General features: G+C 72.2%; 11 protein-coding genes and 2 pseudogenes. 5 read left to right on the top strand and 8 right to left on the bottom strand.

From position 1 onward, the window contains the following. The first annotated feature begins 265 nt into the window (after nucleotides 1-265). Nucleotides 266-2,620 carry an immune inhibitor A domain-containing protein gene (locus tag ACZ4Z2_RS03405; protein ID WP_468071871.1) on the top strand — a complete coding sequence of 785 codons (2,355 nt, stop codon included), beginning with the start codon at nucleotides 266-268 and terminating at the stop codon, nucleotides 2,618-2,620. 150 nt (nucleotides 2,621-2,770) lie between these two features. Here the strand turns inward: ACZ4Z2_RS03405 and ACZ4Z2_RS03400 are convergent, their stop codons facing one another. Continuing rightward, a complete protein-coding gene (locus tag ACZ4Z2_RS03400) occupies nucleotides 2,771-3,619 on the bottom strand; it encodes an LLM class F420-dependent oxidoreductase (RefSeq protein ID WP_468071869.1) in 849 nt (282 codons plus the stop codon). 255 nt (nucleotides 3,620-3,874) lie between these two features. On the opposite strand from ACZ4Z2_RS03400, the gene ACZ4Z2_RS03395 reads away from it, so the two are divergent. Continuing rightward, a complete protein-coding gene (locus ACZ4Z2_RS03395; RefSeq protein WP_468071867.1) occupies nucleotides 3,875-5,449 on the top strand; it encodes a CehA/McbA family metallohydrolase in 1,575 nt (524 codons plus the stop codon). Between the two features lie 122 nt (nucleotides 5,450-5,571). Beyond that, entirely contained in the window at nucleotides 5,572-6,387 is an 816-nt protein-coding gene (locus ACZ4Z2_RS03390; RefSeq protein WP_468071865.1) for an SAM-dependent methyltransferase, read from the top strand. A 30-nt stretch (nucleotides 6,388-6,417) separates the two neighbouring features. On the opposite strand, the pseudogene ACZ4Z2_RS03385 reads toward ACZ4Z2_RS03390, so the two are convergent. Further along, nucleotides 6,418-6,654 (bottom strand): annotated as a pseudogene (locus tag ACZ4Z2_RS03385) (endonuclease/exonuclease/phosphatase family protein); the annotation flags it as partial. A gap of 3 nt (nucleotides 6,655-6,657) precedes the next feature. Continuing rightward, nucleotides 6,658-6,807 (bottom strand): annotated as a pseudogene (locus tag ACZ4Z2_RS03380) (SAM-dependent methyltransferase); the annotation flags it as partial. A 112-nt stretch (nucleotides 6,808-6,919) separates the two neighbouring features. Between ACZ4Z2_RS03380 and ACZ4Z2_RS03375 the strand changes: the two are divergent. Together ACZ4Z2_RS03375 and ACZ4Z2_RS03370 are read left to right on the top strand one after the other, a co-directional pair. Then, a complete protein-coding gene (locus ACZ4Z2_RS03375) occupies nucleotides 6,920-7,837 on the top strand; it encodes a Vgb family protein (RefSeq protein WP_468071863.1) in 918 nt (305 codons plus the stop codon). 204 nt (nucleotides 7,838-8,041) lie between these two features. Continuing rightward, on the top strand, nucleotides 8,042-8,566 hold the full coding sequence (locus ACZ4Z2_RS03370; RefSeq protein ID WP_468071861.1) for a hypothetical protein: 525 nt from the start codon (nucleotides 8,042-8,044) through the stop codon (nucleotides 8,564-8,566). A 54-nt stretch (nucleotides 8,567-8,620) separates the two neighbouring features. On the opposite strand, the gene ACZ4Z2_RS03365 is transcribed toward ACZ4Z2_RS03370, so the two are convergent. From ACZ4Z2_RS03365 to ACZ4Z2_RS03345, 5 genes are all read right to left on the bottom strand, one after another. Next, on the bottom strand, nucleotides 8,621-9,172 hold the full coding sequence (locus ACZ4Z2_RS03365; protein ID WP_468071859.1) for an HAD domain-containing protein: 552 nt from the start codon (nucleotides 9,170-9,172) through the stop codon (nucleotides 8,621-8,623). A gap of 50 nt (nucleotides 9,173-9,222) precedes the next feature. After that, entirely contained in the window at nucleotides 9,223-9,369 is a 147-nt protein-coding gene (locus ACZ4Z2_RS03360; protein ID WP_468071857.1) for a hypothetical protein, read from the bottom strand. A gap of 112 nt (nucleotides 9,370-9,481) precedes the next feature. After that, nucleotides 9,482-10,951 carry an aldehyde dehydrogenase family protein gene (locus ACZ4Z2_RS03355; RefSeq protein WP_468071855.1) on the bottom strand — a complete coding sequence of 490 codons (1,470 nt, stop codon included), beginning with the start codon at nucleotides 10,949-10,951 and terminating at the stop codon, nucleotides 9,482-9,484. Next, a complete protein-coding gene (locus ACZ4Z2_RS03350; RefSeq protein WP_468071853.1) occupies nucleotides 10,948-12,678 on the bottom strand; it encodes an N-acyl-D-amino-acid deacylase family protein in 1,731 nt (576 codons plus the stop codon). The genes ACZ4Z2_RS03355 and ACZ4Z2_RS03350 overlap by 4 nt, the downstream gene beginning before the upstream one ends. Nucleotides 12,679-12,739: 61 nt before the next feature. Beyond that, the gene (locus tag ACZ4Z2_RS03345; RefSeq protein WP_468071851.1) at nucleotides 12,740-13,858 is read right to left on the bottom strand and encodes an LLM class flavin-dependent oxidoreductase; all 1,119 of its coding nucleotides are present in this window, start codon (nucleotides 13,856-13,858) and stop codon (nucleotides 12,740-12,742) included. Between the last annotated feature and the right edge of the window lie 52 nt (nucleotides 13,859-13,910).

Below are 13,910 nucleotides of genomic sequence, written 5' to 3'. Positions count from 1 at the left end.
AATCTCCACGGGCAGGTGCGGCGGGTCTCGCCCCGGAAAACGACCGAGGGGTGCGCCCGTGTGCCCCTGCCGTCGGTTACCACTCGGTAACCTATGACCCCTTTCGTGCGTCTTCCCCGAGGGATTGGTGAACGCGCCGTGCGGAATTTCCGTGGCCGCTTCCCCGAGCCGCAGTTACTCGTGCAACAGGCGATCTTGAACTTTCATTTTCCCTCAACTCGTTGTCGAATCAGCTCACTTGAGTTCAGGAAGGAACCCCCCACAAGTGAGCAGCACACCCTGGGCGTTCAGGGCGGCGGCGACGGGCGTGGCCCTCGCGACCGCCGCGGCGACGTTCGCCGTCGCCACCTCTCGGACCGCCGAAGCCCACACGCCCCCCACGGCCACGGATCACGGCCACCCGGCCGACGCGCACGCCGGGCACAGCACGCACGGGCACGAGCACGACTTCGAGAGCCCGTCGAGCAGGACGCTGGCCGCCCAGCGCGAGGAGGCCCTCAAGCAGCTCATATCCGGCGACGCCACGGTCAGGAACCGTGACGGCTCCAAGGTCGTGCGGCTGAAGAGCGGTAAGGGCGACCCCAAGTACGTCGAGCTGGGACGGGAGAAGACCGACAGGATCTTCACGATCCTCGTCGAGTTCGGCGACCAGGTCGACAGCAGCTACGGCGGCACGCCCGGACCCCTGCACAACCGCATCGCCGAGCCGGACCGCAAGAAGAACAACACGACGGCCTGGCGGGCCGACTACAACCGCGAGCACTACGAGAAGCTGCTCTTCGGCACGGGCAAGAAGACCGAGTCGATGAAGAAGTACTACGAGAAGCAGTCCTCGGGCCGCTACTCGGTCGAGGGCGAGGTCTCGGACTGGGTCAGGGTTCCCTACAACGAGGCCCGCTACGGCTCCAACAAGTGCAAGCCCGACACCTGCTCCTGGCAGGTCGTCGCGGACGGCGTCACGGCCTGGGCCGAGCAGCGGAAGGCGGCCGGACGCACGGACGCCGAGATCAAGGCGGAGCTGGCGCGCTTCGACACCTGGGACCGCGGCGACTTCGACGGCGACGGCGACTTCGACGAGCCCGACGGCTACATCGACCACTTCCAGCTCGTGCACGCCGGTGAGGGCGAGGAGGCCGGCGGCGGACCGCAGGGCGAGGACGCCATCTGGTCACACCGCTGGTACGCGTTCGGCGACGACTGGGACAAGACCGGCCCCGAGGGCAACAAGCGCGGCGGCGCCCCGATCGGCGACACCGGCATCTGGGTCGGCGACTACACGATCATGCCGGAGAACGGCGGCCTCGGTGTCTTCGCCCACGAGTACGGCCATGACCTCGGCCTTCCGGACCACTACGACACCACGGGCGAGGGCGACAACTCCACCGGCGCCTGGACCCTGATGTCGGGCGGCTCCTGGCTGGGGCAGAGCAGGACCGAGATAGGCGACCTGCCCGGCGACATGACCGCCTGGGACAAGCTCCAGCTCGGCTGGCTGAACTACGACAGGGCCAAGGCCGGGACGAAGTCCACGCACACGCTGGGCGTCGCCGAGTACAACACCCGGGACAAGCAGGCCCTCGTGGTCGAGCTGCCCAAGAAGCGGGTGGAGGTCGAGGTCGTCAAGCCCGTCGAGGGCACACGGCAGTGGTGGAGCGGCAGCGCCGACAACCTGTCCAACACGCTGACCCGTTCCGTGGACCTCACCGGCAGGGCCTCGGCGGCGCTGACGCTCGACGGCTGGTGGGACATCGAGAAGGACTTCGACTACCTCTACACCGAGGTCTCGACGGACGGCGGCGCCACCTGGACCGCCCTCGACGGCACCGCCGACGGCGCGCCGATCAGCCGTGACAGCGGTGGCAAGCCGGCCCTGGACGGCACCACGGACGGCTTCAGGAAGCTGTCGTACTCCCTGGACGCCTACGCGGGCCGGAAGATCGAGCTGCGTTTCCGCTACCAGACCGACCAGTTCGTGGCCCAGAAGGGTTTCGTGGCCGACCGGATCACCGTCACGGCCGACGGCTCGCCCCTCTTCTCGGACAACGCCGAGACCGCGGACCCCGCCTGGACGGCGGCCGGTTTCTCCCGCTTCGGCGGCTCCTACACCACCGAGAACGAGCAGTACTACATCGCCGAGAACCGCCAGTACGTCTCGTACGACAAGGCCCTCAAGCTCGCGATCAACTCCGTACGCGACGGCTGGGTGGAGCGCTACCCGTACCAGAACGGTCTGCTCATCTGGAAGTGGGACACCTCGCAGCAGGACAACAACACCAGCAGGCACCCCGGTGTCGGGCGGCTGCTGCCGGTCGACGCGCACCCGAAGGCCCTGAAGTGGTCCGACGGCAAGCCGGCCGGGAACGACCACCAGACGCACGACTCGACGTTCACGCTGGGCCGCACGGACGCCTTCACGCTGCACCGGGGCAAGAAGGTCACGCTGAGGGTCACGTCGAAGAAGGGCGTGTCGGTCTTCAACGACCGCAGGCACACCTACTACGACGAGAAGAACCCCACGGGCGGCGTCAGGATCACCGACACCAACACGCAGATCCGGATCGTCAAGGAGGCCAAGGACGGCTCGACGGTCACGGTCCGGGTGGAACCGGCGGGGAAGTGACCCTGAACGTGGACTGATCGCGCGGTTCTCCCGCGCTGCCGAGAAGCACGGGGCGCAGCCCCGGCCGCTTCTCAGCGGCGCGGGGAACTGCGCGAACCACCACGACGGACGCGCAGCCGCCGGCCCGCCGCACCCGGCAGACGAACCCGCCTACCCCACGAACTCCGCGTACTGGTCCAGCAACGCCAGCACCTCCCCCTCCCCCGCCGGAGGCAGCTGCACCACCGCCTCCTCGATCCCCAGCTCCGCGTAGTACGCGAGCTTCCCCGCGCTCGGCTGCACCGCGTACGGGACGACCTGAAGCGCCGCCGGGTCCCTCCCCGCGTCGGCCCACGCCCCCCGCAGGGCCGGCAGGGCCTCGCCCAGCCCCCGCCCGCCGATCGGCAGCCACCCGTCGGCGTACTCGCAGATGTGCGCGAACAGCTTGGGCCCGGCCGCCCCGCCGATGAGCGTGCGCGGCCCCACCACCGGCCCCCGCGGCTTCTGGACCGGCTTCGGGTAGGCGTGGCTCGCCCGTACGCTCCCGAACTCCCCCGTGTACGCCGTCGGCTCCTCCGCCCACAGCGCCCGCATGAGGGCCATGCGGTCCCGTACGAGGTCCCGCCGGGTACGCCACTCGACACCGTGGTCGGCGGCCTCCTCCACGTTCCAGCCGTAGCCGAGCCCGAGGGTGAGGCGGCCGCCGGAGAGGTGGTCGACGGTCGCGATCTGCTTCGCGAGGTCGATCGGGTCGTGCTGGGCGACGAGCGTGATGCCGGTGCCCAGCCCCAGCCGCTCGGTGACGGCGGCGGCCTGGCCGAGCGCGACGAACGGGTCCAGCGTGCGGCCGTACTCGCGCGGCAGCTCACCGCCCGCCGGGTACGGCGTGGTCCGCTCGACGGGGATGTGGGTGTGCTCGGGGAGGTAGAGCCCCGCGAAACCGCGTTGCTCCAGCTCGACCGCGAGCCTGGTCGGAGTGATCGTCTCGTCGGTGAGGAAGATCGTCACGGCGATGCGCATGGGTCATCTCTACCCGTGCGCGCCCCGCTTGTCCATACCGACCGGTCGGAACAAACCACCCGCCCTCGGCCGCCCCCGCCGCCCGGCCGCCCGGCCGCCCCGCCGCCCGGCCGTCGCGACCATGGTGACTCGGCCAACTCGAAAGCCGCCGATCCCCTTGCCTTGCCCCGCAGTTCACCACCGCATACGAAGGTGTCCCGCACCACCACCGCACCATCCGCGCCAGGTCACACACGACTACCCGGGGAGCAGCAGATGTGCGACGACCACCAGGGCGACACCCGCGGCGACGGGGGCCGAGGGGGCGAAGGGAGCGACGGACCCGAAGGGAGGGGGCTGGGAAGGCGCGCGCTGTTCGTGACGTCGGCGGCGGCCGCGCTTACGTTGGGAAGCGTGACCTTCGGCAGCAGCGGCGCGGCCGCGGACGGCGACCAGGAGACCCGGACGATCCGGGGCACCCTCCCCACCGGCTCCCCCGACTTCGTGTACCTGCCGGTCGAAGTCCCGGCGGGAGTACGGGAGTTGCGGGTCTCGTACACCTATGACAGACCGTCCGTACCGGCGGGCACGGCGGGCAACGCGCTCGACATCGGCGTCTTCGACGAACGCGGCACCGACCTCGGCGGCAAGGGCTTCCGCGGCTGGTCGGGCGGTGCCCGCACCGAGTTCTTCGTCCGCGCGGACGAGGCGACCCCCGGCTACATTCCGGGCCCGGTCCGCCCCGGCACCTGGCACATCGCGCTGGGCCCGTACACGGTGGCGCCGCAGGGACTGCCGTACGAGATCACCATCACCCTGACGTACGGGCCGCCCGGCGAGCGGGTGCGGCCGGTGTACCCGCCGGAGCGGGCCGGGGGCCGGGGGCGGGCCTGGTACCGGGGCGACTGCCATCTGCACTCCTGGTACTCCGACGGACGCCGTACGCCCGCCGAGATCGCGGCGCTGGCGCGGGCCGCCGGGCTCGACTTCATCAACAGCTCCGAGCACAACACGCACTCCGGGCACGCGCATTGGGCCGAGCACGCGGGTGACGACCTGCTGATCCTGCTGGGCGAGGAGGTCACCACGCGCAACGGGCACGTGGTCGCGCTCGGCATGGACCCCGGCACGTTCGTCGACTGGCGCTACCGGGCCCGCGACAACCGCTTCGGCGCGTTCGCCCGGCAGATCCGCCGCGCCGGGGGCCTGGTCGTCCCGGCCCATCCGCACGCCACCTGCGTCGGCTGCAACTGGAAGTTCGGCTTCGGCGAGGCGGACGTCGTGGAGGTGTGGAACGGCGGCTACTCGCCCGAGGACGAGGTCGCCCTGGCCGACTGGGACGGCATGCTCGTGGCGTCCGTGCGGGAGGGCCGTGGCTGGATCCCGGCGATGGGCAACAGCGACGCCCACCGCGACCCCGACCCGGTGGGCCGCCCCCAGACGGTCGTCCTCGCCGACGAGCTGACCAGGGACGCCATCCAGGAGGGGCTGCGGGCCGGTCGGTCGTACGTCGCGGAGTCGAAGGACGTGTCGGTGTCGTTCACGGCGTCGGGCGCGCGCGGCGAGCACGCCGGGATCGGCGAGCGGCTGAAGGTGGATCGCGACACACCGGTCACCGTCCGACTGGAGGCGACGGGCGCCCCCGGCTGCCTCATCCGCTTCGTCACCGACCAGGGCGTCCTGTTCACCTCCCCCGCGCTGCCGGACTCCGGCACCGGTTCGGCCGAGTGGCGGACGACCGCCTCGTACGCGGCGTACGTCCGCGCGGAGGTCCGTCATCCCCCGGTGGTCCCCGGCTTCCCTGGCCCGATGGCGGCGTTCACGAACCCGATCTTCCTGGGGCGGCGGTGACGCCGGTCGGATCGTAGGGGAACCCCCGTACGCAACGACCGTGCCGGGCCTTAGGTTTGGCTCGACACAACCCGTGCGTCCGCAGGTGTGACGCACCTGTTCGGTGGAGGAGAACGGCGCCCATGACCGATCACGCGACCACGCCCGAACCCGCGGCGAAGGAGAAGGTCGACACTTCGGTGCCCGCCTCCGCCCGCATCTGGAACTACTGGCTGGGCGGCAAGGACAACTACCCGGTGGACGAGGCGGCGGGCGACGCCTACGCGGGGGCGTTCCCCGGGATCGTGACGATCGCCCGCAGCAGCCGGGCGTATCTGCGGCGCAGCATCCGGTACCTGGTGGAGGTGGAGGGCGTCCGGCAGTTCCTGGACGTCGGCACGGGGCTGCCGACCGCCGACAACACCCACCAGGTCGCCCAGCGCAGCGCCCCGGAGGCGCGGATCGTCTACGTCGACAATGACCCGATGGTCCTCGCCCACGCCCGCGCGCTGCTGTACTCCTCCCCGGAGGGGGCCACGGCGTACGTCGACGCCAGCCTGTACGAGCCGGAGAGGATCCTGGAGGCGGCGGCGCGGACGCTGGACCTGTCGAAGCCCACGGCCCTGATCCTCAGCGGCATCCTGGGTCACGTCGGCGACTACGAGGAGGCCCGCGACATCGTCCGCCGCCTCCTCGCCGGGCTGCCCTCCGGCAGCTTCCTCAACATCAACGACGGCTCGCGCGGCACCGACCCGGACTACGAGCGGGCCCAGGACGCCTACAACGAGACGGGCGCCGTCCCGTACTTCCTGCGCCCGGTCGAGCAGATCACCGGCTACTTCGAGGGCCTGGACCTGATCGAGCCGGGCATCGTCTCGGTGCCGCTGTGGCACCCGGACGAGCAGTCGGACGACCCGAAGCCGATCGGCCAGCACGGGGGGCTGGGCCGCAAGCCGTAGGGCGGGGCCGCGCGCCCGCCCCGCGTCCCCTCAGGTGGTGGCCGGCTCCGCTCCCAGGTCGGCCACCACGGCGGCGTGGTCGGAGGGCCAGACGCCGTCGACCGGGGCGTCGCCCGCCCGGCGGACGGCGCGGACGTGGCCGAGGCCACCGCGTCCCGGTGGGCCGACGTGGATGTAGTCGACGCGGACGCCGGGGCCGAAAGTCGGGGCGACGTACGGGTTGGCGGCGTCCCAGGTGGCCGAGGGGGCGCCGGGGTCTGCGTCCTCCCGGAACACGCCCGTCCCGCAGCCGATGTCCAGCACCCGCCGCGCGCCCAGTTCCTCCGCGAGCCGCAGATAGGCGTCCAGGTCGCCGCGGTCGGGGTCGAGGGGGTCGTAGATCCCGGCCAGGCGGCGGTCGTTGTAGATCTCGTCCGGCATGCGCTGACAACTGCCCGTCCCGGGCGCGGAATTCACGCGACACGGCGGCACCGCTCTGACACGCTGGCACGTCGATCGCGCGTGTGGATCACCGACCCGGGAAGGGCCCGTCATGTCTGAGCACGTCACGTCCGCCTCCGTCACGGAGTTCGTCGTCTCCGAGCCCGAAGCGGGGCCCTACGGGATCACCACCGGGCCGGACGGCGCACTGTGGTTCACCTTGGTCCACGCGGGGCGGATCGGGCGGCTGACGGCCGACGGGGAGAGCACCTCGTACCCCCTCGATCCCGCCTCGGGCGGCCCCTCACTGATCACTCCGGGCCCGGAGGGCGACACGCTGTGGTTCACGGAGTTCCGGGGGCACCGGATCGGGCGGATCACCACGGCCGGTGTCGTCGACTCGTTCGCGCTGCCGACCCCGGAGGCGGGCCCGTTCGGGATCGCGGCCGGCCGGGACGGCGCGCTCTGGTTCACCGAGACGGGCGCCGACCGCATCGGGCGGATCACACCGGACGGCGAGGTGACCGAGTTCCCGCTGCCGCTGACCGGAGCCTTCGCGTCGGCCGTCACCGCCGGGCCGGACGGTGACGACCGGCTGTGGTTCACGATGAACCAGGCGAACGCGATCGGCGCGATCTCCCCGGCCGGCGATGTCACCGTCCATCCGCTGCCCACGCCGGGCGCCGCGCCGGTCGGGATCACCGCCGGTGGGGACGGGGCCCTGTGGTTCGTGGAGATCGGGGCGGGGCAGATCGGACGGATCACGCCCGACGGGAAGGTCGACGAGTTCCCGCTCCCGGACCGCACGGCCCGCCCCCACGCCATCACCACCGCCGGTACGCCCGACCCCGCCTGCTGGTTCACCGAGTGGGGCGCCAACCGCGTCGGCCGGATCACCCCCGACGGCCACATCGAGGAGTACGACCTCCCCACCCCGTCCTCCGAACCGCACGGCATCACCGCCGGCCCGGACGGCGCGCTGTGGACCGCCCTGGAGACGGGGAAGATCGCCCGCCTCACCCTCCGGTGAGCCGCGCCGCCTCGACGCCCGGCTCGCCGCCGACCCGCCAACCTCAGATCAAGCTCTGAACCCCCGCCCCGGCCTGGCCCCCCGCCGTCCCCCGGTGTCACGATCGCCATCTCGTCCGCCGGACACGCCAGGCGCTGCGCACCACTCACCACGCACCGCGCCCTGCGCCGTCCGCGGACCGACCTGACTCACGGGGGGTTCTCCATGTCGTACCGCACCCGCTCCGCCCTCACCCTGCCGGCGACCGCCGTCCTGCTCGCCGCCACCGTCACCGCCTGCTCGTCCGCCGTCACCACCACGTCCGAAGCCACGGCCTCCCAGCCGCCCGTACGGTCGTCCGGGCAGCGCCAGGCGAAGGTGACGCAGCCGGCGGACCTCACGGCGCCTGAGCTGGCCGGCGGCAAGGTCATCGTCCGCCAGGACGGGACCCGGGACAGCCGGGCCCTGGAGTTCCCGAAGGCGGGGAAGGGCGACGGTGACGCCCTGGTCGTCGCCGTGCGGTGTCACGGCGAGGGACGGCTCACCGTCCGGCTGCGGCCCGTCGCGGCCGACTTCCCCGTGGAGTGCCGGGCCGGTGACACCAGCACCGTCCAGCACGAGTTCGCCGTCTCCCACGCACGGGACGCGGGCACCGTCGCGGTCACCGCCACCCCTGCCTCCTCCGGCTCCGTCCACTGGTCCCTGACGGTCGGCCGGGACGCTCCCCCGGCCGCCGACCGCACGCCCTGACCCAGCCCGGCCACAAGGCCCGCGCACAGCACCCGGCCCGCGCGCCCCGCCTCCTCACACCCCGTCGGCGAAGTCCGCGAGCGCGGTGAAGTCGGGGGTGCGCAGACCGAGCCGGGGGTCGATGTGCAGCAGCAGCGCGGGGGCCTTGTGGTGGACGGTCACGTGCGCGCGGTCCCGGGTGCCGAGTTCGTCGTCGACCCAGGCGAAGGGGCGGCCTGCGGCGTGGGCGACGAGGTGACGGGTCTTCCAGAAGAGGCCCGAGCGGTCGGTCGTGGTCGGCGGCGTACCGGCCGGCCACTCCACCACCGGCAGCTCCGGCAGGCCGAGGACGGGAGCGATGAACGTGTTGGCCTCGCCGCCCCAGGTCGTCGCCCAGGTCAGGTCGAACCGTGCGGCCAGCGCGCGGAGTTCGGGGCCGTGGGCCTCGTTGAGCCAGACCCGCAGCGGCTTCACCTCCGCCGGGGACTGTCCCGGATGCCGGGCGATCCAGCCGTCCGGCTTCATCCGGTGGGTGGTGTACCCGGCGGGCCGTCGCTCCGGCTTCGCCGCGTACGGGTTCAGCGGCCCGTCCACGTCGAGGTAGAGAAGCGGCCGGGTCGTCGCCATGCCCTCGCCCCCTTCCGTGGTCCGTGCCGGATGCTGCCGGATGCTACGTGTCACGCGTCGCTGCCCGCCCGCGATTTCCGCCACCGGGTGAGGAGCCGCCGGGTGGAGGCGGCCGTCGGGATGAGCAGATGGGCCCGGATCAGTCCGCCGATCGGCACGAACAGGGCACCCGCACCGGCCACCACGAGCCCGCCCACCGGCCAACGCCATGACGTCGACAGTGACTGCGTTCGAACATCATTGCGGCGCGGCAAGTCCGGCGGGAGAGACCGCAGTTGACAACCGGTGGCCGCCGTCCCGTCCGCTCCCTCACCCCGCCCAGACGATCGCCTGCAACTCGCTGTACGCGTGCAGGGCGTACGACCCCACGTCGCGTCCCACTCCGCTCTTCTTGAAGCCGCCGAACGGCGCCTCCATGTTGCGGCCGACCGTGTTCACGCCGACGCCGCCCGCGCGCAGGCGCCGGGCCACGCGGAAGGCGCGGGCCACGTCGCCGGACCAGACGTAGTCGATGAGGCCGTAGTCGGTGGCGTCGGCGAGCCTCACGGCGTCCTCCTCGTCGTCGAAGGGCAGGACGACCACGACCGGGCCGAAGATCTCCTCGCGGACGACCCGCATGTCGGGGGTGCAGTCGGCGAGGAGCGTGGGGGCGACGTAGAAGCCCCGGTCGAGCGGCGGGCGTTCGCCGCCGGTGACCACGCGGGCTCCCTCCTTGCGGCCCAGTTCGACGTACGCCTCGACGCGGTCGCGGTGGGCCGCCGAGATCACGGGGCCGACGACCGTGCCCCGGGCGCGGGGGTCGCCGACCGGCAGTCGGTCCGCGTACGCGGCGAGCCGCGTCACCACCTGGTCGTAGACGCCCCGCTGGGCGAGGACCCTCGTCGGCGCCGTGCAGATCTGGCCGCTGTAGAAGGAGAAGGTCGTGCCGATCCCGGCCACGGCCGACGGCACGTCCGCGTCGTCGAAGACGATCGCCGCGCCCTTGCCGCCCAGCTCCATCAGCTGGCGTTTCATGTCGCGCCCGCAGACCTCCGCGATCCGCCGGCCGACCGCCGTGGAGCCGGTGAAGCTGACCATGTCGACCTCGGGCGAGTCCACGGCCGCCTCGCCGACACCCGGGCCGGCGCCGCTCACCACGTTCACGACGCCCGGCGGGGCACCGGCCTCCTCCAGGGCCTCCGCCATGCGGTACACGGACAGCGGGTCCTGGGGGGCGGGTTTCACCACGACCGTGTTGCCCATGGCCAGGGCGGGCGCGATCTTGCCCGCCGGGTTGGCCCAGGGGTTGTTGTACGAGGTGACGCAGGTGACGACGCCCACCGGCTGCCGTACGGCGAGAGCGCCCATCACCGCCGCCCGGCCGAAGGGGCCCGCCTCGTTGACCTGGGGGGCGATGGGCTCCTCCACCGGTTCGGGCCTGGCGTAGCGCTGGAAGCGGGCGGCGGCCACCCCGACCTGCATGCCCCGCGCGGTGCCGGTCGTCGCGCCGGACTCGGCTCCGGCGAGGTCGGCGTACGGGACGAGCCGGGCGCGGATCAGCTCCGCCGTGCGGGCCAGGACGGCGGCCCGCTCGTCGGGGGAGGTCCGCGACCACGCCCCGAACGCCTCGCGGGCCGCTGCGGCGGCCGCGTGCACCTGGTCCCGCGAGGCTTCCGGCGCCAGCCCGACGACCGTCTCGGTCGCCGGGTCGATCACCTCGTAGTGCCCGTCGTCGGGCTCCACCCAGGAGCCGCCGATGAACAGCCGCTGCCGCTCCGGGGAGCCCGCCCCGGCGTTCACCTCGTGCTCACCGTGCGGGTGTCGCGGCCCGACCGCAGGACCTTGCCGGGCACGGCGCCGGTCACCTCGTCGTCGCGGATCGTCTCGACGCCGTTGACCCAGACCGCCCGTACGCCGATGGCCTTGGAGTCCAGGCGCGGGCTGTCACCCGGCAGGTCGTGCACCAGGGTGGCCTTGCCGGCGTCGACCCGCTCCGGGTCGAAGAGGACGAGGTCGGCATGCCAGCCCTCCGCGATCCGGCCGCGTTCACGGAGCCCGAAGAGCCGCGCGGGGTCGTCGGTCAGCATCTTGACCGCCTGTTCGAGGCCGACGAGCCGCCGGCCGCGCAGACAGTCCCCGAGGAACCGGGTGGTGTACGGGGCGCCGCACATGCGGTCCAGGTGGGCGCCGGCGTCGGAGCCGCCGAGGAGGACGTCCTCGTGCCGCCAGGTCTCGGCGCGCAGCGCCCAGGACGCGGGGTCGTTGTCGGTGGGCATGGGCCACAGCACCGTGCGCAGGTCGTCGGCGGCGCAGATCTCCACCAGGCAGTGGAAGGGGTCCTGGCCGCGTTCGGCGGCGATGTCCTTGACGACCCGCCCCGTGAGGCCTTCGTTGGCGGCGCTGTAGGTGTCCCCGATGACGTACCGGCCGAAGTCGGCGAGCCGCCGGAAGACGCCCGCCTCCTTGCTGCGGGCGCGCCGCAGCAGTTCGGCGCGGACCTCCGGGTCGCGCAGCCGCTCGATCCGCTCGGGCACGGGCAGACCGAGGACCGGGCCCCACCCGGGGATCAGGTTGAGCGCGCAGAAGGTGCCGAGCGACATGTTCATGGGGGTGAGGATCGGCATGGTCAGGGCGACCACCCTGCCGCCGGCCTTGCGGGCCCGCTCGCTGGCCTCCAGCTGCCTCGGCACCCGCTCGGGGACGGCCGCGTCGATCGTGAGGACGTTCCAGTTCAGGGGGCGTCCCGCGACCGCGCTCATCTCCACGAAGAGGTCGATCTCGTCGTCGCTGAACTGGTTGAGGCAGCCCGCGACGATCGCCTCGATCTGGGTGCCCTCGTGCTCGCCCACGGCCCGCGACAGCGCGATCAGCTCGGCCGGCCGGGCGTGCCGGGACGCCACGGGCTTGCCGTCGCCGTCGCTGTGCGAGGACGACTGGGTGGTCGACAGCCCCCAGGCGCCCGCCTCCATCGCCTCGTGCAGCAGCCGGACCATGTCGGCGAGTTGCGCCTCGGTCGGCTGCCCGCCGATCGCGTCGGGCCCCATCACGTACCTGCGCAGCGCGCAGTGCCCCACCATGAACCCGGCGTTCACGGCGATCCGCCCGTCGAGGGCGTCCAGGTACTCGCCGAAGCCGTGCCAGCTCCAGGGCGCGCCCTCCTCCAGCGCGACCAGCGACATCCCCTCGACCTTGGACATCATCCGCCGCGTGTAGTCGGCGTCCTCGGGCCGGTCGGGGTGGAGCGGTGCCAGCGTGAACCCGCAGTTCCCGCCGGCGACCGTGGTCACCCCGTGGTTGAGGGAGGGGGTGGCGTACGGGTCCCAGAACAGCTGTGCGTCGTAGTGGGTGTGCGGGTCGACGAAGCCGGGGGCGAGGACGAGCCCCGCCGCGTCCTCGGAGGTACGGGCCTGTTCGGTGACGGTGCCGATGACGGCGATACGGCCGTCGCGCAGGCCGACGTCGGCGGTGTGGGCGGGGGCGCCGGTCCCGTCGACGACGGTCACGCCTTTGATGACATGGTCGAGCATGCCTCGCTCCTTCCGGGTGCCTGGTGAGGGGTGGGTGCCGCCCGTGCCGTCGGGGGCAGCCTCACCCGGCCGCCCGGAACCGTGACGTCCGGTGCACGGGGTCGGTGTCGATCTTCGGGATGACGTGCTCACCGACGAGCCGGATGGTCTGGAGGGTCTCCTCCTTGGGCACCCCCACCGGCAGTCCGAAGCTCAGCTGGTCCGCGCCGGCCTGCTCCCACCGCTTGCACTGGGTGAGCACCTCGTCCGGGTCCCCGCAGATCAGCAGTTCCTCGGCGATGAGCAGCTCGATGAACTCCTCGTCGTACGGCGGCAGCGTCTCGGGCCACACCGGGAACCCCTCGGGGCGGGGGAAGGTGTCGTGGTAGCGGAACACCAGCGACGGCAGGTAATGCAGGCCGCCGTCCACGGCGATCCGTACGGCCTCCTCGTGCGTCGGCGCGCAGATCGCCGTGGTGGTCACCATGACGTTGTCGTTGACGAAGTCGCCGACGGGTTCGGCGTCGACGACCGCGGTCTTGTACTGCTCCAGCACCCACTCCATGTCGGAGACCTTCTGCACGCTGAAACCGAGCACCCCGAGCCCCTTGCGCGCCGCCATGGCGTACGACGGCGGCGACCCGGCGGCGTACCACATCGCGGGGTGGGACTTCCCGTACGGCTTGGGCAGGACCTTGCGCGGCGGCAGCGACCAGTGCTTGCCCTGGAAGCCCGCGTACTCGTCCTGGAGCCACATCTTGGGGAACTCGGCGATGGTCTCCTCCCAGATCTCCTTGGTGAAGTTCATGTCGGTCACGCCGGGGATGAACCCGAGGATCTCGTGGGAGCCGGCGCCGCGGCCGCTGCCGAACTCGAAGCGCCCCTCGGAGAGGTGGTCGAGCATGGCGACCTTCTCGGCGACCTTCACCGGGTGGTTGACCTGGGCCAGCGGGTTGAAGATGCCGGAGCCGAGGTGGATCCGCTCGGTGGCGTGCGCGAGGTAGCCGAGGAAGACGTCGTTGGCGGACAGGTGCGAGTACTCCTCCAGGAAGTGGTGCTCGGAGGCCCAGGCGTACTTGAAGCCGGACCTGTCCGCCTGGATGACGTACTCGGTCTCCTCCATCAGCGCCTTGTGCTCCGCGAGGGGGTCGGTCTCGGCCCGCTTTCCCACGTATCCCTGTACAAAGAGCCCGAATTCCAAGGAGGTTCACCGTCCCCACAGCCCGTGGCCGCGCCGGCGGCACAGCCGTTCC

The organism is Streptomyces sp. NPDC030183 (genome assembly GCF_055573455.1).
Note: the sequence above shows the minus strand (reverse complement) of the source record. Positions and strands in the feature narration are given on the sequence as shown.